General features: G+C 62.1%; 22 protein-coding genes. 10 read left to right on the forward strand and 12 right to left on the reverse strand.

The annotated features are described in order from the left end of the window. On the forward strand, positions 1-1,443 hold a 1,443-nt coding region (locus ACFQ6Y_RS27385), incomplete at its 5' end, for an isopeptide-forming domain-containing fimbrial protein (RefSeq protein ID WP_378639618.1). 78 nt (positions 1,444-1,521) lie between these two features. Here the strand turns inward: ACFQ6Y_RS27385 and ACFQ6Y_RS27390 are convergent. Beyond that, on the reverse strand, positions 1,522-3,603 hold the full coding sequence (locus ACFQ6Y_RS27390; RefSeq protein WP_378639621.1) for a PhoX family protein: 2,082 nt from the start codon (positions 3,601-3,603) through the stop codon (positions 1,522-1,524). 234 nt (positions 3,604-3,837) lie between these two features. Between ACFQ6Y_RS27390 and ACFQ6Y_RS27395 the strand changes: the two genes are divergently transcribed. From ACFQ6Y_RS27395 to ACFQ6Y_RS27425, 7 genes are all read left to right on the forward strand, one after another. Beyond that, a complete protein-coding gene (locus ACFQ6Y_RS27395; RefSeq protein WP_283305558.1) occupies positions 3,838-4,074 on the forward strand; it encodes a hypothetical protein in 237 nt (78 codons plus the stop codon). Further along, the gene (locus ACFQ6Y_RS27400; RefSeq protein ID WP_378529987.1) at positions 4,071-5,009 is read left to right on the forward strand and encodes an ABC transporter ATP-binding protein; all 939 of its coding nucleotides are present in this window, start codon (positions 4,071-4,073) and stop codon (positions 5,007-5,009) included. The genes ACFQ6Y_RS27395 and ACFQ6Y_RS27400 overlap by 4 nt, the downstream gene beginning before the upstream one ends. After that, positions 5,006-5,797, forward strand: a complete 792-nt coding sequence (locus ACFQ6Y_RS27405; RefSeq protein ID WP_378639624.1) for an ABC transporter permease — start codon at positions 5,006-5,008, stop codon at positions 5,795-5,797. Before ACFQ6Y_RS27400 ends, ACFQ6Y_RS27405 begins: the two co-directional genes overlap by 4 nt. A 21-nt stretch (positions 5,798-5,818) precedes the next feature. Further along, positions 5,819-6,961 carry a sensor histidine kinase gene (locus ACFQ6Y_RS27410; protein WP_378639627.1) on the forward strand — a complete coding sequence of 381 codons (1,143 nt, stop codon included), beginning with the start codon at positions 5,819-5,821 and terminating at the stop codon, positions 6,959-6,961. Next, positions 6,958-7,572, forward strand: coding sequence for a response regulator transcription factor (locus tag ACFQ6Y_RS27415; RefSeq protein ID WP_308371631.1), 615 nt, complete (start codon positions 6,958-6,960; stop codon positions 7,570-7,572). Before ACFQ6Y_RS27410 ends, ACFQ6Y_RS27415 begins: the two co-directional genes overlap by 4 nt. Positions 7,573-7,690: 118 nt before the next feature. Further along, on the forward strand, positions 7,691-8,098 hold the full coding sequence (locus tag ACFQ6Y_RS27420; protein ID WP_283377368.1) for a YciI family protein: 408 nt from the start codon (positions 7,691-7,693) through the stop codon (positions 8,096-8,098). An 8-nt stretch (positions 8,099-8,106) separates the two neighbouring features. Further along, positions 8,107-9,291 (forward strand): RNA polymerase sigma factor, encoded by a 1,185-nt coding sequence (locus ACFQ6Y_RS27425; protein ID WP_378639630.1) that lies wholly within the window; start codon positions 8,107-8,109, stop codon positions 9,289-9,291. On the opposite strand, the gene ACFQ6Y_RS27430 is transcribed toward ACFQ6Y_RS27425, so the two are convergent. The 11 genes from ACFQ6Y_RS27430 to ACFQ6Y_RS27480 form a co-directional block, all read right to left on the reverse strand. Then, positions 9,277-10,023: an amino acid ABC transporter ATP-binding protein gene (locus tag ACFQ6Y_RS27430; RefSeq protein WP_020909781.1), complete on the reverse strand. Its 747-nt coding sequence runs from the start codon at positions 10,021-10,023 to the stop codon at positions 9,277-9,279. The genes ACFQ6Y_RS27425 and ACFQ6Y_RS27430 overlap by 15 nt on opposite strands. A 4-nt stretch (positions 10,024-10,027) precedes the next feature. Then, positions 10,028-11,845, reverse strand: coding sequence for an ABC transporter substrate-binding protein/permease (locus tag ACFQ6Y_RS27435; protein ID WP_378639632.1), 1,818 nt, complete (start codon positions 11,843-11,845; stop codon positions 10,028-10,030). A gap of 151 nt (positions 11,846-11,996) precedes the next feature. After that, positions 11,997-12,911, reverse strand: coding sequence for an SMP-30/gluconolactonase/LRE family protein (locus ACFQ6Y_RS27440; protein ID WP_378639635.1), 915 nt, complete (start codon positions 12,909-12,911; stop codon positions 11,997-11,999). Between the two features lie 31 nt (positions 12,912-12,942). Continuing rightward, positions 12,943-14,142, reverse strand: a complete 1,200-nt coding sequence (zigA, locus tag ACFQ6Y_RS27445) for a zinc metallochaperone GTPase ZigA (protein ID WP_378639638.1) — start codon at positions 14,140-14,142, stop codon at positions 12,943-12,945. A gap of 99 nt (positions 14,143-14,241) precedes the next feature. Continuing rightward, positions 14,242-14,880, reverse strand: coding sequence for a nitrile hydratase subunit beta (nthB, locus tag ACFQ6Y_RS27450; protein WP_378530003.1), 639 nt, complete (start codon positions 14,878-14,880; stop codon positions 14,242-14,244). A 26-nt stretch (positions 14,881-14,906) separates the two neighbouring features. Further along, positions 14,907-15,530 (reverse strand): nitrile hydratase subunit alpha, encoded by a 624-nt coding sequence (gene nthA, locus ACFQ6Y_RS27455; RefSeq protein ID WP_378639641.1) that lies wholly within the window; start codon positions 15,528-15,530, stop codon positions 14,907-14,909. A 73-nt stretch (positions 15,531-15,603) separates the two neighbouring features. Then, positions 15,604-17,169, reverse strand: coding sequence for an amidase (locus ACFQ6Y_RS27460; protein ID WP_378639644.1), 1,566 nt, complete (start codon positions 17,167-17,169; stop codon positions 15,604-15,606). Positions 17,170-17,283: 114 nt separating this feature from the next. Then, positions 17,284-18,690: a substrate-binding protein gene (locus ACFQ6Y_RS27465; RefSeq protein WP_378639647.1), complete on the reverse strand. Its 1,407-nt coding sequence runs from the start codon at positions 18,688-18,690 to the stop codon at positions 17,284-17,286. A 44-nt stretch (positions 18,691-18,734) separates the two neighbouring features. Beyond that, positions 18,735-19,103: a helix-turn-helix transcriptional regulator gene (locus ACFQ6Y_RS27470; RefSeq protein ID WP_020909773.1), complete on the reverse strand. Its 369-nt coding sequence runs from the start codon at positions 19,101-19,103 to the stop codon at positions 18,735-18,737. Positions 19,104-19,218: 115 nt separating this feature from the next. Further along, positions 19,219-20,280 (reverse strand): phenylacetaldoxime dehydratase family protein, encoded by a 1,062-nt coding sequence (locus ACFQ6Y_RS27475; RefSeq protein ID WP_378639652.1) that lies wholly within the window; start codon positions 20,278-20,280, stop codon positions 19,219-19,221. A 204-nt stretch (positions 20,281-20,484) separates the two neighbouring features. Next, complete coding sequence (locus ACFQ6Y_RS27480) at positions 20,485-21,465, reverse strand: helix-turn-helix domain-containing protein (protein ID WP_378639655.1); 981 nt, start codon at positions 21,463-21,465, stop codon at positions 20,485-20,487. 176 nt (positions 21,466-21,641) lie between these two features. Between ACFQ6Y_RS27480 and ACFQ6Y_RS27485 the strand changes: the two genes are divergently transcribed. Both ACFQ6Y_RS27485 and ACFQ6Y_RS27490 read left to right on the forward strand, forming a co-directional pair. Continuing rightward, positions 21,642-22,277 (forward strand): TetR/AcrR family transcriptional regulator C-terminal domain-containing protein, encoded by a 636-nt coding sequence (locus ACFQ6Y_RS27485; protein WP_030537647.1) that lies wholly within the window; start codon positions 21,642-21,644, stop codon positions 22,275-22,277. Between the two features lie 36 nt (positions 22,278-22,313). Then, on the forward strand, positions 22,314-23,819 hold the full coding sequence (locus ACFQ6Y_RS27490) for a class I adenylate-forming enzyme family protein (RefSeq protein ID WP_378639658.1): 1,506 nt from the start codon (positions 22,314-22,316) through the stop codon (positions 23,817-23,819). The last annotated feature ends 9 nt before the right edge of the window (positions 23,820-23,828 follow it).

The raw sequence follows: 23,828 nt of genomic DNA on the forward strand, positions 1-23,828 counted from the left end.
ACGATCACGTACACGGTGACCGGTGCCAATACGGGTAACACGACTCTTGATCCGGTGGTGTTGACCGATGATCTGTCGAAGGTTCTCGACAACGCCGCTCTGGTGGACGGTTCGCTCAAGGCAGTAGTCGATGGTGTCGACGCGACTGCTCCGACGCTCGAAGGCACCACGCTCTCGTGGACCGGTGCACTTCAGGCCGGTAAATCCGTTGTCCTGACCTACCAGGTGAAGGTCAATGCCGGTGTTGCCGGTGGCACGCTGATCAACAACAAGGTCACCGGTACTGCGAAGCCGCCGACGGGTCCGGAGATCACTCCTCCACCGGTCACGACCGAACACCCGGTTGATGGCACTCCCGCAATCGAGGTACTGAAGTCCTCTGACCCGTCCACCACGAACCGTGTGGTTGCCGGCCAGGAGATCACGTACACGCTTACGTTCAAGAATGTGGGCACCGCGGATGGTGAGGTCAGCTTCTACGACGATCTGACCGATGTTCTCGACGATGCAGTAATGACGAAGAATCCGGCTACCACTTCCACGCTGGTTGTTTCGGGTGTCGTCGACAACATCTTTACGGTCACCGGAAAGCTGGCGAAGAGTGAGAGCGCGACGGTGACGTACACCGTCAAGGTCAATCCCCAGATCGGCACGTTGTCGGGTCCCGGATTCACTCCGGGTGTCCTGAACAACTACCTGGTGGTTGGTGGCGAGAACCCGCCGGTGGACTGTGTTCCGGGCGACGCTCTCTGCACCGAGCACCCGGTGGACCCGCCGGAGACCACCACGACGGTGCCGCCGACGACCACCACCACGACGCCGCCGGTCACGACGGAGCCTTGTGTTCCTCCGACGACGACCACGCGGATGGTTCCGACCACAACGGCTGCGACGACGACGGCTAGCGCGATCACTACTGGTGATGCTGATGTGACCGGTACGGAGGAATCCGCCCTCACGGAGGAGACCACCACGGAGGAGACCACCACAGAGGAAACCACGACAGAAGAAGTTGTCGCGGAAGAGATTGTGGATCCGTGTGGCGTGACGACAACTACGCCGCCGACGACAACGACGCCGGTCACGACAGTTCCGCCGACCACGACGGTTCCGACCACGACGGTGCCGGTTACACCGACGATCATCATTCCCCCGATCGTCGTTGTGCCTCCGGTCGTCGTACCGCCGACGGTTCCGGGTCAGCCGGTTCCGAGCACGGTTCCGGGACAGCCGAAGCCCCCGACGGCAAACCCGGGTCAGCCCGGTCAGCCGAAGTCGCCGACGTCTACTCCTCAGGGCGGAACGATCAACTCGGGTGGTGGCGCTGGTGAGAGTGGCGTGAATACCACGTTGCTCGCAGCAGGTGGATTGGTTCTGCTGCTGGCGCTGGGAACGGGTGTTGTTCTCCTGACGCGTAAGCGTCGCGAGGATGGTGACAACTGATTCCCTTGAGAATCTGAGGTAAACGACGTGGGGCAGATCGCAAAGTATGCGATCTGCCCCACGTCGTTTTCGTGCGTATTACGAGCCGAGCCGAGATCCGTCCTTCTTCCAGGCTGCAACTACCGACGGGCGAGGCTGGGAGGAACCACCGTCGGGCCAATGGGATGCGGGGCTTTCGATGCTGGCGTCGTCGGTCTCGCCGGGGTGCTGGACGCAGACGATGACGCGCTTCTCGTCCACAATCGGTCCGCAGGTTTCGGCGCCGACGGGGACGGTGAGGAACTGCTTTGTCTCACCACGATTTTCGCCTTCGAGAACAACACTGAACAGTCCGTCGTTGGACTTGAGTGCGTTGCCGTCGGTGGAGATCCACAGGTTTCCGTGCGGGTCGAAGGCAAGGTTGTCCGGGCACGAGATCGGGCTGACCTTGCTCTTGTCGAATCCACCGAAGTAGGTATCGGCTGTGGCTGGATCTCCGCAGACGAGTAGGAGGTTCCAGCCGAAGGTGGTGCCGGCGTGGTCGTCGGTGATTTCGAGGACCTGGCCGTTCTTGTTGTTGTTGCGCGGGTTCGCCTCGTCGGCCGCTGCGCCGCCGTCGACTCCGCGCTTGGTGTTGTTGGTCAGCGCGACGTAAACCTTGCCGCTCTTCGGGTTTGCCTCGAAGTCCTCGGGGCGGTCCATCTTCGTTGCCCCGACCTTGTCGCCGGCCTGGCGGGTGAAGACGGCTACCTCTTCGGCGCTCATGCCGTCGACCAGCGATTCGCCCTTGCCGTCTTCGCTGGTGCGCAGGATGGCCACCCACTCACCGCTTCCGTCGAACTTGCCGTCCGCGGGGAGTTTGCCGCTGCCGTCGATCTCGCCGGCAGAGTTTCCACTGAGCTTGGCGACGTACAGCGTTCCGGCGTCGAGCAGAGTCATGTTGTGACGCATGGCTGCTTGACTCTTGCCGTCCTGCATCTTTCGGCTTGAGACGAACTTGTACATGTAGTCGAAGCGCTCGTCGTCGCCGCTGTAAGCGACGACGGTGCCGTCCGACGTGATGTAAATGGTGGCGGCTTCGTGCTTGAAACGTCCGAGCGCTGTGTGCTTGATCGGAGTGGACGACGGATCCCAGGGATCAATCTCGACGACGTATCCGAATCGGTTGACCTCGTTGGGTTCTGCGACCAGATCGAACCGCTTGTCGAAGCGTTCCCACTTGCGCTCGGAAGCGGCGCCGGCAAGACCGTAGCGCTTCAGCCGCGCAGCGACTGTGGGATCGGTGACTCCCTCGGCGTTCGCGAAGTACTGGTTGAAGTTCTCTTCGCCGGAAAGCACTGTGCCCCAAGGTGTGACGCCGCCCGCGCAGTTGTTGAGGGTGCCGAGCACTTTGGTTCCGGTGGGATCGGCGCTCGTCTTGAGGAAGTCGCTACCAGCAGCGGGGCCGGTCACGATAAATTCCGTGGTTCCGGTGATGCGGCGGTTGTTCGATCCGATCTCCGGCACCAGCTTGCCGTTGTCGGATTCTCCCTTGACCTGGACGACCGACAGTCCGTGGCTGGCCAAGCCGATCTTGAACTGCTCCTCGGTCGGGTTCTCCGCATCGTAGCCGCGGAACATCGCGGGCTCGGTGGAGTATTCGTGGTTGACCACTAGTAGGTAGGTGTTGGGCTGCCCGTCGACCGGGAGCAATCCGGCGAAGTCGTTGTTGAATCCGAACTGCAGTTCCTGCGCTGCCGCAGTCTGCTTGTCGAAGTCGAAAGCCGGGGCACCGGCGAGAACGGCGTCACCCCAGCGAATCACGACGGCCTGATCGTATCCGTCAGGGACGGTGACCTTGTCTTCTTTGTTGGGAGCGACAGCGCTGAAGTTCGTTCCCGCCGGTGTCGATCCGCTGCTGCTGCCACTCGCCGAACCGGTTCCCGGTTCGGCGCTTGCAGATTCGTCCGAACAGGCGACGAGGGCACTGCCGGCCCCCACCGCGAGGACCGCCATGCCGCTGCCCCGGAGCATGCCGCGACGAGTCAGTGCCGTGCGTGCGATGTCGCGGAAGTACTCGCCGCCCGAGGTGTTGGGGACCTCGTGAGAGCACGCGTTTCCGCACTTGTACTGGCAGGTGATCGACGCGCGTGCAGACACGCCGTCGTGTTTGACGAACAAGGCCAAAGGCTTGATAGCCACCGTGAACTCCCGAGATTCGATGTACGGACTTCGGGAACCGTAGAAGCTCTAAGCAAGGGTAAAGGAACGTAAAAATGAACGGCAAAACAACGAGGTGACCCTTACCCGCGGTTTACGACGCGTCCCCGCGGGGACGTCGCATGACATTTGTCATCGCCGATCCATGACGGTGTCACCGCAGGTGATGACGCTGTGCACTGTTTTCGGCTCCGACTTCCCGCGAAGCTTGAATGCATGAGAGAACCACATGAGGGAAGCCTCCTGACGGACCTGATGGACATCGGACCCGCACCCACGATGGGTCGCGAACTTGTTGTGATCGTCGTGAATATCGCGATCATCGGAGTGCTGTTCGCGATCATCGGCTCCAATCCCGTGTTCTGGATTCTTGTTGCCGCTCTCGCTGTCTATGCGGGTATCCGATTCGTGATCGGGCTGCGCGGCTGGAACCGAGAGGAGGCGCAGCGATGAAGGGCGATCCCGTGATCGACGTTGTCGGAATGTCGCGGCGCTACGGCTCGGGCAAGGATGCGTTCGATGCTGTCCGCAATCTTGATCTGAGTGTCCAGGAAGGCGAGTTGTTCGGCCTCCTCGGAACTAACGGTGCCGGCAAGACATCCACTCTCGAAGTGATTCAGGGTCTTTCGCGGGCCAGTGCGGGTACCGTGCGCGTTTTGGGGATGGATCCGGTGCGCAACCGCAAGCAGATTCGCCCGTCACTGGGCATCATGCTTCAGAAGGGCGGTCTTCCCCAAGATCTCACTGCCCGCGAGAGTTTGGCGATGTGGGCAGGAACCTGCTCGAATCCACTTCCCGTCGACGAGGTCCTCGAGCGCGTGGACATGCGTGACCGTGGCGATACCCGCGTGAAGTTCCTCTCGGGAGGTGAAGCGCGCCGACTGGACCTGGCGTGCGCGATCATCGGCCGTCCCCTCGTCCTATTTCTCGACGAACCGACTACCGGACTGGACCCCGAAAGTCGTCGTAACACTTGGCAATTGATCGCTGACTTGAAAGCGTCGGGCGTCACCATCATGTTGACGACACACTACCTGGACGAGGCCGAGTCCCTGTGCGACCAGTTGGCGATCATGCACCGAGGATCGGTGGTGCGCAGCGGAACCGTGGCGGACGTCGTCGCGGATCATCCCGCCCAGATCAAACTGCACCGCCCAGGTCTTCCGCTCCCAGCGCTGGCCGGCGCCGAGGTACGCGTCGAAAACGATCTGGTGGTGATCACCACTCGCACAGTGCAGGAGACTCTGACGGAACTGCTGCTGTGGGCACAGCACAACAACATCCTGCTGACCGGGCTGGATGCCCGCGCGGCATCCCTGGAGACCGTATTCCTCTCCATTGCAGACCAATTCGATCATCACGCAACTCTCGAAGGAGCGTCGGCATGAACCGCATAGCAACCCTGTCTCGTTCGGAGTTCACGCTCCTGGGACGAAATCGACTGTTGCTCTTCAACGCAATCGTCCTCCCGTTGATCTTTCCCGTGGGGATGCTGTACCTCTCACGCGATGGCGGGTTGTCCGACAAGTCGGTGTCGGCAGGCCTCGAGGTGTTTGCACTCTTCCTGCTCGTGTTCGTGGTCTTCTACAACCTGCTGTCGGTGTACGCGACGCGTCGTGACGAGTTGGTTCTCAAGCGACTGCGGACCGGGGAATGCAGCGACGCCGAGATCCTCGCGGGCCCGGCAGTGCCGTCGTGGGTGCTCACCGGACTGTTGACGGTGGTCATCGGCATCGCCGTGATGGTTCTCGGCGGCAGTGCTCCGGTTAATCCCGTGCTGGTGCTGGCCGCGGTGATAGGCGGCGCCGCGCTCTTCACCGCGCTGGCGTTGATCACTTCGGCCGTCACTCGGAACGCAGAAGCGGCGCAGATCACCTGCATGCCGATTCTGATTCTGGCGACGGCAGGAATGTCTTCAATCAGGAATGTCCTGCCGGACAACGTTGCTCGCATTCTCGATTTCACTCCGCTGGCCGCGGTAGTCGACCTTCTCAATCTCGGATGGCTGGGGCGGACCACTGGCGAACTGGCTGATCTGGGCGATGCGCCCGGTGTTGCGGCCGGATTTGTCGACACCTTCGGTTCGGCTGCGCAACCGCTGTTGGTCATGCTGGCCTGGATCGTCGGTTCGGTTCTGATCGCGAACGTCCACTTCCGCTGGGAACCGCGTTCGTAGAACTCTGAGAAGGTAGTGAGCATGATCGCGCAGAACTTCGGACGCTGGAATCCGAGACGGACGTGGCGAACCGCGTCGAACGTCGACAAGGTTCGCCTCTACACGCGGCAATCGTTCATCATGGTCGCAGTGGTTTTCGGTGGCTTCGGTGCGGTCACCGAGGTCGTTGCGGATCGGTATCTGTCGGGTGTCTTCCTCGGAATCAGTGCCGTTGCGTGCGTCATCGCCGTGTCTCGGATGCCTGATCTGGGCGGGATCGTGGTCAAGCCCGTCCAGATTCCTCTTGCCGTGATGACGTTGTCGGCGTTCTGCTCGGCGGGAATTGCCTTGGGAAACAATGGCGAGAACGGCCCGTACTTCTGGCTGGCGGCAATCCTTGTGGTTCCCCTTGCCGGGTTGACGTCGTTGCGCTGGCTGATCGTGGGCTCGGTGGTCGCCGGGGTTGTCTTGGGACTGCTTGCGGGTCCGGAAAGCGGCGTGTCCGTCGGAATCGTTGCCGGCTTCATGGGGCTGACCGTCTACATGTCGGTCTGGCTGCTGCGGATGGTTACCGAATTGGACGAGGCACGCGGAGCCGCCGCTGCTCTGTCCGTCGCCGAGGAGCGGTTGCGATTTTCGCGTGATCTGCATGACGTCGTCGGGCGGGCACTGTCTGCAATTGCGGTGAAAAGTGAACTTGCAGCCACGCTTTCACGACGCGGCGACGATCGTGCCGCCGCGCAGATGAACGAAGTACGCGAACTTGCGCAAGATTCACTCGACGAAGCGCGCGAGTTGGTTCGGGGATACCGGTCCATCGCCTTGGCGTCCGAGTTGGCCGGTGCGCAGTCTTTGCTCGAGGCCGCCGGAATCTCCACCGCGATACGTGGATCGGCGGATCAACTGCCGGTGGAACTGGCCGAAGCCGCTGCCTGGGTCGTCCGTGAAGGAGTGACCAACATTCTCCGGCACTCCAGTGCCGAGAATTGCAGCATCGAGGTATTCGCGGACGGAGTCGTGATTGCCAACGACGGCGCACGTATCGCAGAGCCGAACAACGGAACCGGCCTGAACGGATTGCGCGAGCGCGTCGGCGCCGTCGGAGGAACTGTCGAAACCGTCCAAGACGAAGATCGCTTCACGCTCAACGCCCACTTTCCGTCCCGAACGAAGGAGTCTCGGTGACCGAGCCGATCAAGGTACTGCTGGCCGACGACGAGAACCTGATCCGCTCGGCTCTGGCCATGATGTTGTCGCTCGAAGACGACATCGTTGTCGTGGCGGAAGCCGAATCCGGCGAGGACGCCGTGATCGCTGCTGCGAAGCATCAACCTGACGTAGCCGTGCTGGACCTTCAAATGGCAGGTATCGACGGCATCGAGACGGCGCAACAGATTGCGCAGACGGTCTCGGGGTGCGTCTCGATCATCGTGACGAGCCACGGGCGTCCCGGGTATCTGAAGAAGGCACTGTCAGCAGGCGTCCGAGGATTTCTGCCGAAGACGACGCCTGCGGCGACGCTCGCCGAGGTGGTCCGCAGCGTCCATGCGGGCGGGCGGTACGTCGATCCGTCGTTGGCAGCCGAGGCAATCGGCGCAGGCGACTCACCGCTTACTCCGCGTGAAGCGGACGTACTCGAGTACGCGGCGGACGGAGCATCCATCGAGCAGATCGCTTCCCGGGCACACCTCTCGGCAGGAACCACGCGGAACTATCTGTCGTCAGCTGTCACCAAACTCGGTGCTGCCAATCGGCACGAAGCTGCAGTGATCGCCCGCCGGCAGGGGTGGATTTAGGGCCCCGAAGCCCCGCGATGTCGAGAATAGCCCCGCGATGTCGAGAATCCCCGACTTGATTCGTCCCTGTAGTGACGTGCGACCAGAATGGGTGGCACCGACACAGAGGAGATTCACGATGGCCAAGTACTTGCTGCTCAAGCACTACCGCGGCGCTCCGGCTGCAGTCAACGACGTGCCGATGGACCAGTGGACACCGGAAGAGATCACGGCTCACGTGAAGTACATGCAGGATTTCGCGGATCGGCTCGAGAAGGCAGGCGAGTTCGTCGACGGTCAGGCTCTCGCTCCAGAGGGCACCTTTGTCCGGTACGACGGTGAGGGTCGCCCCCCGGTCACCGACGGTCCGTTCGCGGAGACCAAGGACCTCATTGCCGGCTGGATGGTGATCGACGTCGACAACTACGACCGTGCCGTCCAATTGGCCGGCGAACTCTCGGCCGCGCCCGGCGCAGGCGGGAAGCCGATTCACGAATGGCTCGAACTGCGCCCGTTCCTGACCGAGCCGCCGACCATCACGGACTGAAACCTGTCATGGACGACGCCCTGCTTCGGAGTCTGACTCCGAGCGTGCTCGGCATCCTCGTCCGCCGCGGAGCAGATTTCGCGTCGGCCGAGGACGCCGTGCAGGACGCTCTGCTCGAGGCGGTCAGGGTCTGGCCGGACAACCCGCCGCGGGACCCGAAGGGCTGGCTGGTCACGGTGGCCTGGCGGCGGTTCCTCGACGGGATCCGGTCGGATGCGGCTCGTCGCAAGCGGGAGTTTCTGGCGGACGAGCAGCCAGGCGAGCGGCCGGTCAGCGGGTCGGTGCCGGGCGTGGACGACACACTCCAGCTCTACTTTCTGTGCGCGCACCCGTCGTTGACGCCGTCGTCCGCCGTCGCACTCACGCTGCGCGCTGTCGGCGGGCTGACCACCCGCCAGATTGCGCAGGCCTACCTGGTGCCCGAGGCGACTATGGCTCAGCGCATCAGCCGAGCCAAGCGCACGGTCTCCGGCGTCCGGTTCGAGCAACCCGGCGATGTCGCCACCGTCCTGCGTGTCCTCTATCTGGTCTTCAACGAGGGGTACTCCGGCGACGTCGACCTGGCCGCGGAGGCGATACGGCTCACCCGGCAGTTGGCGGACGCGATCGATCACCCCGAAGTCGCAGGGTTGCTCGCACTGATGCTGCTCCATCACGCTCGTCGAGCCGCGCGAACTGCCGCGGACGGCAGTCTGGTTCCGCTAGCCGAGCAGGATCGCAGCCGGTGGGACACCGATTCGATTGCCGAAGGAGTCGCAATCCTCCAGTCAGCTCTCGCCCGCGACCGGCTCGGTGAGTTCCAGGCCCAGGCCGCCATTGCTGCGCTCCACGCCGACGCTCTCACAGCAGACGAGACGGACTGGGTGCAGATAGTGGAGTGGTACGACGAACTCGCAGCCCTGACCGACAGCCCGATCGTCCGGCTCAACCGAGCGGTGGCCGTCGGCGAGGCGGACGGACCACGCGCCGGATTGGCAGCTCTTGCAGCGCTGGACGATTCACTTCCACGCCATGCCGCAGTCGAGGCCTATCTGCGTGAACGCGACGGAGACCTGGAGACGGCGGCGAGGTTGTATGCCGATGCAGCGCACAAGGCATCCAACCTCGCCGAACGTGACCATCTGATGCTTCAGGCGTCGAGGATCAACGCCCGTCGATCTCCTGCAAGCGCCCCTGAGTCAGAGAACCTGTGAGAGAAACGCCTGCAGTCGATCTGTTTCGGGATCGTCGAAAAGCTGTTCCGGAGTACCGGTTTCGACAACGGCGCCACGATCCATGAAGAGCACCTTGTCGGAAACGGAACGCGCGAAGCCCATTTCGTGCGTCACGACGACCATGGTCATGCCGGACTTCGCGAGATCGGCCATCAATGCCAGAACACCCTTGACCAGTTCGGGGTCAAGAGCTGACGTCGCCTCGTCGAAGAACATGACCTCGGGCTTCATCGCCAGGGCGCGGGCAATGGCGACGCGCTGCTGCTGACCGCCCGAAAGGTTGCCGGGCCGCGAGTCGGCCTTCTCCTTGAGTCCCACCAGATCCAGCTGCTCGAGTGCGAGCGCCCGAGCCTGTTCCTTGGACAACCCCTTGAGCTTGTTCGGCCCCAGTGCGATGTTCTCGGCGACGGTTTTGTGCGGGAACAGGTTGAAGTGCTGGAACACCATGCCGATTCGCTGGCGAAGCTCGTCGGGGTTGTCCTTCAGGACGGACTTACCGTCGAGCAGCACGTCACCCTGCTCGGGCTCGTGCAGACGGTTCAGCACGCGCAGGAGCGTCGACTTGCCCGAACCGGAGGGCCCGATGACGGTGACGGTGTTTCCGGCGTCGACGTGCAGGTTGACGCCGCGAAGCACCTTGTTGGTACCGAAGGACAGATGCAGGTCCTTGCCGGTGAGCGATACGGACTTCAGTTCAGAGCTGGTGGTCATGTCCTCAGCCCCTTTCCACGACGATGGCCTGCTCGAGCGGATCCAACGTGCCTGAGGTGTCGGCGCGTCCAGTCCGGAGTCGGTTGTCGATGTAGTTGACGAGGTGCGTCAGCGGGATGGTCAGAGCCAGGTAGAACAAGCCTGCCGCGACGAGCGGGGACAGGCTGCCGGTCTGGGCGTTGAGATCGCGTCCGACGGCGAAGAGTTCCCGCTGGGTGACGAGCAGACCGAGGAAGTAGATCAGCGACGAGTCCTTGATCAGCGAGATGAACTGGTTCATCAACGCCGGCAGAACGCGTCGTACACCCTGCGGGATGACGACCAGCGACATGGACTTTCGGTAGCTGAAGCCGAGGGCACGGGAGGCTTCAAGCTGCCCGGACTCGACACTCTGGATACCGGATCTGAAGATCTCACCGATGTACGCCGACGCGAGCAGCGACAGCGCCGCGACACCGAGCCAGTACGGATTGCTGCCGGTGATTCCCTTGACGATCGGCCCGACGCCGAGCCCGATGATCAAGATGATGACGACGGCGGGCAGGCCACGGAAGATGTCGGTGTAGACGCGGGCGGGCCAGCGCAGCCAACGGGTTCGCGAGATACCGGCGACAGCGAGCAGCATGCCGAGTATCGTGCCGATGATGCCCGACGCGAGCGCGAGGATCAGGGTGTTGGGCAGACCGGTCTTGAGGAGATCGGGGAATGCCTTCTTGTACAGATCCCAGTCGAAGAACGTGTCCTTGAGCTGTTCGAGCGTCGACTTCGGTTGGTACGACGCGGTATCCCCACCGTCGCCGTTGGCTGCGTTTTCTGCTGCGATGGCTGCGAAGTCGGGCAGTTCCGGAGTGGCCGCGGCCTTGGATCCGGGCTTCCAGCCTTCGGGGAGTTGGCGCGGCACCCAGTCGGCGTACAGCTGGGACCAGGTTCCGTCGTCGATGACTGCGTCGAGGCCGGAGTTGAGGGCGTCGATCAGCGGCTGGTTCTCCTTGTTCACCGCCCAGCCGACGAAGTTGTTGACCGAGAAGGTGTTCTGGATGATCGAGGTCGGATCACCGGGAGCGATCGCGCCTTCGGCCTGCTGAGACGGAGCCACCCAGGCGTCGATCTGGCCGGACTTGAGGTTCGCGTACGCCGTGGCGTAGTCGGGGAACTTCACGGGATCGAGCTTGAGGGTGTTCACGACGTAGTCGTCCTGAACGGTTCCCTGGACGACGCCGATGCGCTTGGACCCGTCCAGGTCTCCGAAGCCGGTGATCGCGCTGCCGTTGGGCACCACGAGGGAGAAGTATCCGAAGTCGTAACCGTTGGTGAAGCCGACGGTGTTGCGACGGTCGTCGGTGGTGGTGATGGACGACGAGCCGACGTCGAAGCGTCGACCGGCAACTTGGGCGAGTAGACCAGCGAACTCGGTGCCGACGAACTCGACCTTCAGGCCCAGCTTGTCCGCGACAGCCTTGAGGAGTTCGTTGTCGTATCCGGTGTACTGGTTCTCGGAGTTGACGCAGATGCTCGGGGGCGCGTCACCGAGCGTGCCGACCGTGATGACCCCGGGTTTGATCAGATTCAGCTTCGAGGTGTCGATCTGATTGACCGGTGTGACGGTGGCCGTGGTGTAGCGGTCTTCGGCGCCCGCACCCGCTGCCGCATCCAGGTTGGTGGGCGCCGCGGTTGCGGCTCCCACTCCTGGAGGTGCACATAGGTCTGTGGGGGCTGCCGACGAATCCGAGCCACTCGAGCACGATGACAGAGTCAACGCCAGGAGGGCAGTGAGGAGCAGTGCCACCACCAGGCGGATCTTCGCTGCGACGGAAGAAAACATGCGAGCAGCCTAAACCTAAGGGTAGCCATTTCTCCGTGTAGAACTGTTGACAGTTTTCGGACAAGCGGCCGTTGCGCTGCGGGCATGCTTTCAAATCAGCGTGATTTTAAGTATCGCCAGGTTGGGGAAACTCATTCCGAAGTGATCAGCGTCAGCGTATCGGTGCGAGTTCGACGCTCGCCGGAGGTACCAGGCGACGCAGCGTCCCGTCGAAGCCGGTGACGTAGAGCGCCCAACCGTCGCCGTCCTGGCCGATACGCACTGAACTCGGCCCGTTCCACCCATTCGACAGACCCGAAGCGACGACGCAGGAAGTGCCGGTTTCAGGGTGTACACGATAGATCGAGCCTTCGACGTGAGCAGCGGCGTAGAGCATTCCATCCTGCGACATGGTCAGATCGTCGAGACCGGGTACCGGGCTCGGGACGGTTGCGACAACGGCCCACGCATCAGGGGTATCCACAGGGACTCGAATGATCTGACCTGTGAACAGATCATCGGTGTACACGGCTCGATGATCCGGACTGAGCGCGAGCCCCTCTGAACGTGGCACTGCGGCCCAATTGGGTGCGACGGTTCCGGAGTCGTGTTGATAGCGCGACACGCCCTTCGACGGACCGCCCTCCGTTCCGACCCACGTCGTCAGCAGATCGCCGTCGGGAAGTCGGAGCAAGCCGTTGCCCGCGAAGTCGACGGGTGCGGACAGCCGATCCGTCGTGGTGTCCAGTTGCCACAGCTTGCCGTCCTGTCTGGTGAGGAAGGACAGCCTCGAACCGTCGAGCTGCAAACCGCCAGGAGCAGCCATGCCGTCGAGGACGGTTCGTACCTGTCCTTCGGCGTCGACGTGGTAGATCTTCGACTCGCCGGAGAGGTAGAACCCGCCGTTGTCATCGGGCTCGAGGTTTTCGAGCTGCTCCAACCCTTGCGCTACGGTTTCGACCTGCCACTCGCCGCACATCGGCGCGGTTGTCCAGGTTGCCTCCGCCGGCGTCGCCGCAGCCACGGTCCCGGCTGCGATCGCCGCGACGATCAACAACGCCCGAGCTCGGTTGCGTGATACCCCCATTGCGCACAACTTACGGCAAACCGGACCAATATCAAACGGTCTGGTCGGTATAGCCGACGCCCAGCGGATCGCTCCAGGAGGTCCACACGTCTGGTCCGAGTTCGATCTCGGCTGTGGTGAGTAGGCAGGAATCGAGGTCTTTGTGCAACCGAGTCGGGTCGATGGATTGGCCGATGAAGACGAGTTCTTGTCGGCAGTCTCCGACGGGTTCTTCCCACTTGTCGAGGATTCCGTCGCGACGGTAATCGTCGGCCGGCCACTCGTCGCGGGGTAGAAACTTCCACCAACGGCCGACGTATCCGTGGCGAATGAGATGACCGGCCTGAGAAATACTCCCGATCTCGGTGAACCGGCCGGCATTCCAGTAGTAGCCCTTGGCGCGAAGTAACTTTCCGTTGGTCCACTCGCTGCTCAGGAAATCATGCAGCCGTTGGGGGTGGAAGGGTGCGCGCTCGCGGTACACCACCGAACTGATTCCGTACTCTTCGGTTTCGGGGATGTGTTCACCCTGGAGTTCTTGTAGCCATCCGGGGGCCTGCGCCGCTTTCTCGAGCGAGAACAAACCGGTATCGAGAATCGTGTCGAGTGGGATGCGTCCGAGCGTCATCGGCACTATCGAGGCAGTTGCATTCAAAGATCGTAGGACCGCGGTCAGCTCGATCAGATGCTCCCGCGAGACCAGATCGGCCTTGCTCACCAGGATCACATCGGCGAATTCGATCTGATCGACAAGCAGATCCGCGATGTCTCGTTCGTCTTCCGGGGCATCGGCTTCGACGCGGCCCCCAGCCGTGTAGTCGCGCAGAAAACTGTGGCCGTCGACGACGGTGACCATGGTGTCGAGTCGGGCGACGTCGGCGAGGGCGTGGCCGTCGGTATCGATGAATGTGAACGTCTCTGCGACGGGCAGCGGTTCGGAGATGCCCGAAGATTCGATGAGTAGGTAGTCGAATCGGCCATCGGCGGCCAAGGCACTGATCTCGGAGAGAAGATCCTCTCGCAGAGTGCAGCAGATGCAGCCGTTGGTCATCTCGACCAGTTTCTCCTCGGAGCGACTGAGCGAAATCTCACGCTCGACTTCTGCACTGTCGATGTTGATTTCGCTCATGTCGTTGACGATCACCGCAACCCGACGACCCTCCCGATTGCGCAGGATCTCGTTGAGTAGCGTCGTCTTCCCGGCGCCCAGGAAACCTGACAGCACCGTGACCGGAAGTCGTGTGTCGACCATGATTTCCAGTGTCCTTCCGAATGAGTGAATCGATGTGGGGAGACGGCGGTCATGCGAAGCGCTGTGATCGCATGACCGCCGCCCGGAATTGCTGGAAGATCAGGCCGCCGGCTCGAGGTAACCCTCGAAGAGGTCGACCACGACGCTCCCGCCATCTGTGTCGCTGCCGAACAGTTCCTCCGCAGCGAACGTCACGTGGTACGTGGGTTCTTCACCGGCGTCGTTGCGGCCGTGACCGATTGCGTCGGGAAAAGGCCACTTCTCCGTCGTCCGGTGAGCGATGGTCCCCACGCGTCCTCGGCAGTACGCAGGCATTCGAATATGCCCGGGAACGTATTCGTCTCGCACGCGTACTCGCTGACCGACCTCAAAGGTTGTTGTGTCGGTGCGAGCCGGTCGGCCTTCGGATTCGCTGGGGCGTGAGAGTGGGAAGGGGCCTCCCGCAAGGTTTTCGAGCTCGTCCTGCGTCAGGATTCCCTTTTCGACCATCAGTGCTGCGACGCCGATGACGTATCTCTCGTAGTACGGGGTCATCATGTAGTGGCGGGGTTCCATCCGCTCGACGACGTATCGAACTTCGTCGACGCTGAATGCTCCGAGTTCGGCGACACCGGCGAACATCAGGCTGTACGGCAGGTGTTCCCACTCGGCGTGGAAGGTGGGGCCGATGTCGGCGTTGACGGTATGCGGGACTTTGCCGAAGCCTTGAACTCCGGCAAGATCGTGTACTCCATCCATGGTGTGCTTCTTTCTTGTCGGGGTGATCAGACGGTGGGGACCTGCGGGACTGCGACGCCGATCAGGCAGTCCTTGGTGACGATCTCTTGAAGCTGTTCCTGGCTCCAGCCTTCGGTGCCTGCGGGACGTTGCGGAAGAACCATGTAGCGAGTTTCGGCGGTGGTGTCGTAGACGCGGATCTCGACGTCCGACGCGATCTCGGTTCCCATCTCGGAGAGAACCTTCCGTGGCTCGCGCACCACTCGCGCACGGTATTCGAAACTCTTGTACCAGGTAGGGGGCAGGCCGAGAATGGGCCACGCGGTGCATGAACACAGCGAGCACACGATCACGTTCTTGAGGGTCGGGGTGTCTTCGACTGCCACGATGTATTCGCCCTGGGGGCCCAGATATCCGTACTGGGCAACCGCGGCGGTACCGTCGGTGAGAAGCAACCGCCGGAACTCGGGGTCGGTCCACGCCCGCGCGACCAATTCCGCTCCGCGCCTTGGACTGAAGTCCTCCTCGAAGGTCTTCTTCCATCCTTCGACGTAACCGTCGGGTACCAATCCCTTACCGTCGAGTGCGCGGAACAGTGCCCACGCCCGGTCGGAGACCGGCGCCTGGGCCGGTGCGGCGTTCTCCGTTGTGTGGTCGATCGTTACTGACATCTGGTTCACCTTTTCTATGCGGGCTGATCATGTGTGAATCGGTGGAATTTGTTGTGCAAGTGCGGATACAGAACTAGGCGAGGCTGAGTTGTGGTGCAGAATCGGAGGTGCGGTCGGCAGGTGTCGGAAACACGCCGCGGAGCTTTTCGAATGCGCGCCCGACCCGGAGGACCGTCGCATCGTCGAAGGTTTTGCCGGTGATCATCATTCCGACCGGAAGTCCGTTCACCAGGCCGGCCGGAACGGACAGGGACGGATGTCCGGTCACGTCGAATGGTGCAGTGTTGGCGATCATCCCGAGGGCCTTCGTGATGAAGGTGGCGCGGTCCACGTCCTTCGCCGGCAATTCGGATGCGACGTAGGGCAGTGTGGGCATCACCAGGACGTCGAACTGTCTCAAGGCAGTGTCGTAGGCGGCGCGGGCGAGCGGTACCAGGTTGCGAGCTTTGCCGTAGCTCGCGCCGCCGAGGGTGGTGATGCCGTGGTGGCCGGTCAGCGCCACTAGTTTGACGGTTTCGGACAGAGCGTCGGCGTGCTGAATGCGTCGAGAAGCAAAGTGTGCCATCAGTTCCGGATCGTACAAACCTTCGGCGTTCATGCCGTATCCGTTGCCGTCCAACATCTGGTAGGCACCACCATCCGTGGCGATCACGTTCCAGATATGGAAAGCATGCAGGTGCCACGGGATGCTTACTTCCTCTACCGTGCAGCCGATTTCGCTCAAACTGTGTGCCGCTGCGCGGACTGCGTCGTCGACCTCGGGTTGTGAGACCGCGTGCCCGAAACCTTCTCGAACGATTCCGATTCGCAGGCCGTCCACGTCGGAGTCGAGGGTGGACAAATAGTCACCTGCTTCGACACTGTCCGGCTGACGTGGGTCGTTGCCGTCGCGGCCGGCGATGACCGAAAGCATCAGTGCGGCATCGTGGACCGTGCGTGTGATGGGGCCGAGGTGGTCGATTGTTCGCTCGATGGGAAATGCCCCGGTATACGGGACGAGCCCGAACGTCGGCTTGTGTCCGACGACGCCGCAGAATGCCGCCGGGATCCGGATCGATCCGCCCTGATCCCCACCGATGGCAAAATCGACGTCACCGTTTGCGACGAGAGCCGCACTGCCACCGGATGATCCCCCTGCTTCGCGCTGCGAGTCCCATGGGTTGTGAACCGGCCCGCTTGCCGGCGTGAAGCTCGAGCCGGAGAAACACAGGTCCTCACACACGGCTTTGCCTGCGACGGTCGCCCCGGCCGCCAGTAGCCGACTGACGACAGTTGCATCGCGAGACGGGGTGAACCCTTCTACTGTCCGAGACCCGTTCATCATCGGAACTCCGGCCACGGTCACGTTGTCCTTGATCGCCACGCTTCGGCCGGTCAGGACGCCGTCCGACGTCGGCGGGATGCTTGTGGTCACATACCAAGCGCTCAAAGGATTTTCGCTCGCAGTTGGCACCTTGTGCTCGCGTGACGTGGTCGGCGGGGTTGCCTCGTCGGCGTACAACTGGTCGACGACGTCGTAGGAGCCCAGTGCTCCGTCGATCAGTGCCGGCCACTCGAGCCGGGCTGATTGGTCGAGAGTGATGCCGTAATGCTTTGCGGCGGTGTCTATTGCATTGTCGTCAGGTCGGATTGTCGCCATGAGAAGTGTGCTCCTGATGTGATCGGCTTCACTTGTCTTTCAGACTAGGGCCGGATCCATAATTGCGTCAATAGGTATCGACATATTGACTCGTTAAGTTCGGGTTACGCGCGCTCAGAGAGAGCGGGGGTGCAGGCGCCCACGGCGTGATTCAGCGAGCAAAATCGGTCGATGCAGTGGAACACCGGTGTTCGTAGAGCTTTTCGACGTCGTGACAAGCTGCCGAAGTACTGTTTCCGGATCGCCTGCCGACGTTCCTTCGGCTGCGCGTGCGTAAGCGATGATCGCTTCGTACGTTGTCTCCGACAGGGAACTGAGCGGAGGCAGGAGTTCGTTCGAGCTCGCGCTGTATCGCTTTTCGAGGTCGTGATCGCCGGCTGCGGATTGAAAGTAGCCGAATGCCGCCCAGACTCCGTCGGCATCGGAATTGCCGATGAGCTGCTGAGTGGCCTCGTCGAGGACCAATGCAAACGTCCGCGTGGTGGCCCGCAGTCCGTGCTGGGCGCATTGTCGTTCGAAGAAGACCTCGTCATGGCCGACCAGGGTGGAAAGAATCAGTTCGGCCCCGGAGTCGGCTATCGACTCGATGATGCGTGAGAAGTCGGTTGTCCCCAACGGTACGTAGATTTCGCCGGCCACCGAACCTGTGGATTCGGCGATCACACGCCGGGCCGCCCAATGTGCTCCGAACGACCACGAATACTGCTGGCCGACCAGGAACCAAGTGCGAGAACCGGTCTCGGACATCATTGCGGGTATACCCGCTCGCGTCTGGTCGAGTGGTCGCTCACCCAATCGAAGGACTCCCGGACGCGATCGACCTCCCTCGTTGAGAACTGTGTGCACCAACAGCACACCGGTGTTCTGCAAGGCAGATGCAGCGGCATTGAAGGTCGACGATGTCACGCACGCGAAAACGGCGCGACATCCGCTTTTCACCAGTCGCAGTGCGGTCGCCGCTCCGGCCGCCGAGTCGGAAGCGTCATCGCCTATTATCAAGTCGACGAGAACGCCGCCGACGCCGCCGTCGGCATTGATTTCTTCCACGGCCAGGGCTGCGAGTTGTTCTGTTGCCTGGGCGAATACAGCTGCCGGGCCGGATTTGCTGACCAGCAGCCCGATCCGATGTCGGTCGGAACGCGGAGGTTCGGGTGGAGCGAATCCGCGCTTGTTGGCAAGCCAGGAAATGCCGTCCTGATCGAGGCTGGACTCGAGAACGATCCTGGTCCCGGTGCCGTCGGGAAAGAACCGGATCGTCAGGCGGCCGCGCCACGGTTGGTGGTGCACGATTACGACCGATCGGCCCCGCTTCACGCCGGCGACGTATCCCAACAGCGTGATCGGCATTCCGGCTAGATCTGCGCGTGCGCCGTCGCCGACGGGAAGGGAGATGGCGGCAGCGGCCCCGACCGTAAGTTGCTCACATTCGAGTTCGAGCAGTTGCCCCGTTTCGAGGCGCTCGAAGGCTGACCCTGGTGGGTCGGTCGTCACGATCTGTGCCGTTACGGAGAGACCTGGCACGTTCTACTTCCTGCCTGAAATAGGTGCTGGGGCTCAACAGGGCCTCACGCCCGGCGACGCACCGAAGCCGCGTCGGAATCCTCAGTCGCAGTGGTCGGCAACTCGGAGGCGTTCGAACCTGCTTCCAGCGCTCGCCCGAGGACGTCGCGCAGGAACTGGAGTGCATCGTTGGCGGGCCCCGACGGATCTATCGAGAACAGGCGATGACGTCCTTGACGCCGTTCGACGATCACTCCGGACAACCGCAGCGCCTTGAGATGTGTGGATACCGTGGTGCGACCGACCGTCGAAATTTGATCGCTGATGAAGCCCGCGTTGCACTCGCCGTGGGTAGCCAGCGTGTCGAGAATCTGTCGACGCACTTGGTCGGCCAGCACAGCAAACGCCAACTCTTCGTTTCGTTGAGTAGTCACTGTCTGCTGTCCGCGCTTCCTCGATGGTCTCTACTGAGATATGTCGACACTCGTCAACATATCTCGAGTTGCCTCCGAGGGAAAGAACGTGGCCGAAGATTTCCGGCGACTTCGGTCAGTGCGCGGCGGTGGTCACCGCGTCGCGCAGCATTCCGGTCCCGGGATGGCAATTGATGTACTCGTACAGCTGATCGGCGGCATCGAATACCGAGACCTCATGGTAGAGACGCAATTTCGACAGGCCCTCGGCCACCCGGAAGAACGTCGTGAAGATCCGTAGATGGGTCGGGTGGGATTCCGACCACCGTTCGAGTTGGTCGAGCGAGGCCCAGTGGCCGATGTTGTAGCTCAAGTCGAGGAAGTTTCCGTCGATGTCGATGTTGCGTACGAATCGGTTGCTGTAGCACCCGACGGCCGGGCCGTTGTCGCGGAGGAAGTCCATGCCCGATTGAAGAGTGGGCAGGATTTCGTCCAGGTAGAGGCTGCGCTCGTCCGCTTCCGCGTCGGCCCAGTCCTGCCCGGACCTGATCAGTGCGATGTTGTCGTGTCCCCGCACTACTACGCGTCCACCTACGGCGGGGTCACCGGCGACGACCCGCAGTTTGCCCGAGGCCTGCATCCAGTCGGTCTGGGAGATCGGAAACCGCTCGCGCATCGAACCCCAGTAGCCGTGCTCGTTGATCTCGCCACTGATGCCGTCCATGACGGCTCCGACCCCGGGGAGGTCGTCTTGGAACGCGTAGAGCGTTTCGAACTGTTCGGCTCTCGGTGCGACGATCTCGCGGAAGAACCCCAATCCGTCCGACAGGCGGTCTTCGGACTCCCACCAGGAGGCCACTGGAGGTGATGTGCTCCAACGATGTTGGGAAGAAACATCTTTCCAATAACCGACCACGATCAGGTTCTCGTAGCCCTGGTTGTCGATGTGATGGGTGAGATCGTGGTGTGCCGGTCCGTCCGGCAAGTCGAAGCCGGCGACGATATCCCGCATCGCCTGCAGCGCTGCCGGGCGCTGATCCTCGCCGCGGAACTGCACGCCGAGATAGCCCATCACGACCTGTTGCAATGTGTCGTCTGCGCGCCCGACCCACATGGGAAACGGTGGCGTATAGGTATCCGGAACCCGCCTGGTCAGAGTGCGCGGGCATTGAAGGTGTTCGCCGATTGCAGATTCCATGAGTGCTCCCTGTGATGTAGGTGGTCGAATCGGGTGCCTGGCACTTGGCAACGCCGTGCCGAAAATCTACGCCCGCTCAGCCGAGCAAACTTGGCCGTCAGCGCCCGATGCTTGGCCTACCGTGCCAAGAATTGTGGATACGCTTCGGCGACAGAGAATTTTGAACACCATGTTCAATGGGTAAGTGTCCGAAGATGTTACAGATCAGCGGGTAGTACTTGTGGGGGCCGCTGCTTGCGACCGGTATCGCCGCGGGCTGATCCCGAATTCCGCCTTGAAGGCTCGACTGAAGGCGGCAAGGTCGGTGAATCCCCAGCGGTGAGAAATCTGGGTCAGCGACCGCTCTACTCCGTTTCGTTGCACGATCTCACGACGGCAACCGTCGAGTCGACGGCTGCGAATCGACCGTGACACCGTCGTGCCGTGTTCGGCGAAGGCTCGGTGCAACTGGCGAATGGAGACTTTGACCGATCCCGCGATGTCCACCGGAGACAGGGCCGGGTCTGCGATGTGGGCGTCTATGACCGACAGGGCGGATTCGTAGAGGCTGGTTCGCCGCGAGGTGATCGGTCGCGCAGTTGTGTGAAGAACGGACTTGACCAGGTTGCCGATCTCGTTGACGACTTCCTCTTCGTCTCCGCTTGCGTCGGACGTCATGCGGACGGAGGCAAGATCGTGAAGAAAGCGACCAAGCAGGCCACTCAGGCCCGCATGTCCGTCGAAGGCAATGGCGGTCAGGCTCGTGACCTCCGCGTCGCTGAGCGACAGGTACGACCGTGGCCAGGTGAACACCTCGAGTCCCCAGATGCCGTCGTGTGCGTGTCCCTCGATCTGCCAATCGAAGGGGCGCGTGGTGTCGTACAGGACGTAGTCGCCACGTCGCAGGACGCATTCGCGGTCGTCTTGGCGCACTACCGCGCTACCTCGGCGGATCATCCCGATCTGCAGATAGTCCGCGCCGTCGCTTTTGATGAGGCTGTTGCTACGGACTATTCGTTGTTCCATCGATTGAACTGCGGATACCCGAACGTGTGCGAGTTGGGCCGAGTGGACGGCCCCGCTGAATCGATCGCCGTCTTCGATATCGGATACGTCGAGCGCGACAAAATGCTCGCGCAACAAATCTGCCCAGTCGCCCGTGAGAGTCGTGCGTGTGGGCAGGGAGAAGCCGGATCGCGCGAGCATTGCAGGGCGCCTCCTCGCAGAAAAGCCGAAGTTCTCGGGTGCTCGATGTTCAGAGAGTAATCCCGCACATCAGACATGTCGATAGAAGTCGACATGTCATCGCGTCGGGAAGAAATTGTTTGCCATACAAACAACGCCGAGTTATTGTTTGTCGTACAAACAAGTAGGAGTTCGCGATGGCCACCGAGGCAGTTCCCGCAGCGCGCGCGACGCGTGAGTCGGGCAAGCAGACGCGCATGGCGCTGTTCAACGCCGCAACCGAGCTGTTCCTCGAGCACGGCGACAGCGTCTCCATCGCGCAGATCTGCACGGCCGCCGGCGCCCATCCCAACCAGGTGACCTACTACTACGGCTCCAAAGAAAAGCTCTTCGTCGAGGTGGCGTGCGCGGCCGTTCTGCGCGCAGGCAAGCGTGCCGAGGTCGATGCCGCCGACGCCGACACGGTCGGCGATTACACCGAGAAGCTGGTCGGATCCCTCCTGGGCTCGGGCGCTCCCAGCGTCGAACTCTTCGTGGAAGCGATGATGATGACGGGTCGTCGTGGTGAACTTCGCGACCTGATCTCCGAAACGCTTCGCACTCTGCACTCCTCGGGCGAAACCGCCCTCCTCCGTACCTTGATCCGCACCGGCTGGCAGCTGCGCGCGGGCATCGACGTCGAGTCCAAGGCCTTCTGGTCTGCGATCTTCGGCCTCGTCATCCAGAAGACTGCCACCGGCGAAAGCTTCGGCTACTCCCTCGAGGAGGCGGTTGCCGTCATCTTCGCCACCCTCCAGATACCCGACGCCGTACTCAACAGCTCGATGGAATGAACTCTCTTCGAGCGTGATTCTCCGACAAGGACTTCGATGAATATCGTTCGCGTATTCGACAGCAACGTCACCAAGACCCCGGACAAACCCTTCCTGATCGCAGGCGGTCACGATCACACGTACTCCGAGGTTCAGGATGGAAGTCGCCGTGCCGCGGGCTATTTGCAGACGCTGGGCGTGCAGCCGGGTGACCGCGTCGCGCTGATGTGTTACAACACTCCGGGATTCGTGTACGCGATGCTCGGTGCCTGGCGCTTGGGCGCCGTCGTGGTCCCCATCAATCACAAGATGCAGACGCCCGAAGTTGCCTACGTGCTGGAGCACGCGAAGGTGTCGGTGTGCGTCTTCGACGGCGAGTTGTCGCCGGTTGTCGGTCGATTGGAGACGACAGCCAAACTGATCAGCACAGACTCTGTCGCAGACGGTTTCGACTTCTTCGACGACGCCATCACCCGCCAGGAGGGTGTTGACGGTATCGACATCGACGAGAACGATCCGGCTGAAATCCTCTACACCTCGGGGACTACCGGCTCGCCCAAGGGCTGCGTCCACAGCCACCGCAACGTCGTCGGTGTTGCCGTCACCGCGGCCCTCGCCGTGTCGACGACTCGGGACGAGCGACTGCTCATGGCCGTCCCGATCTGGCACGCTTCCCCGCTCAACAACTGGTTCATGTCCACGCTCTACATGGGCGGAACCGTCGTGCTGCTGCGCGAGTACCACCCCGTCAAATTCCTGGAAACTGTTCAGGAACAACGTATTACCCTTTGCTTCGGACCGCCGGTCATCTACACCACTGCACTCAACCTCGTGCCGAACTTTGCCGACTACAACCTCGGAAGCGTTCGTGCATGGTTGTACGGCGGCGGGCCGATCGGTGCGGATGTCGCGCGGCGGCTGGTGGAGTCGTACGGCACCACCGAATTCCGGCAGGTCTACGGCATGACCGAGACCGGGCCCGTGGGCACTGTGCTGTACCCCGAAGAGCAGTTGAGCAAGGCGGGGTCGATCGGGCGCGTCGCGCTGGCCGGCGTCGACCTGCGCCTGGTTGCCGATGACGGTACCGACGCGGAGCCCGATCAGATCGGTGAGATCTGGCTGCGCGCCGACACCGTCATGCAGGGGTACCTCGACGACCCCACTGCCACGAAGGCTGCATTTGCCGACGGAGGTTGGTATCGCACCGGCGATCTGGCGCGCAAGGATGTGGACGGCTACCTCTTCATCGTCGACCGTGCGAAGGACATGATCATCACGGGCGGTGAGAACGTCTATTCCAAGGAGGTCGAGGACGTGATCTCCGGCCACCCGGACGTCGTCGACGTCGCCGTTGTCGGAAAACCCAACGAAGAATGGGGCGAGACCGTCGTCGCGCACGTCGTCTGGCGTGAACCGGATGTCATCTGCGCCGACGACATCAAGGACTACCTCTCGGACAAGTTGGCGCGCTACAAGATTCCGCGTGAAGTGGTGTTCGCGACGATTCTTCCGCGTACACCGACCGGCAAGATCCAGAAGCACCTCATCCGCGCAGCGAGCTGAAAGGCCTGT

The organism is Rhodococcus sp. NPDC056516, from assembly GCF_042794655.1.
Taxonomy (GTDB): Bacteria; Actinomycetota; Actinomycetes; order Mycobacteriales; family Mycobacteriaceae; genus Rhodococcus_F.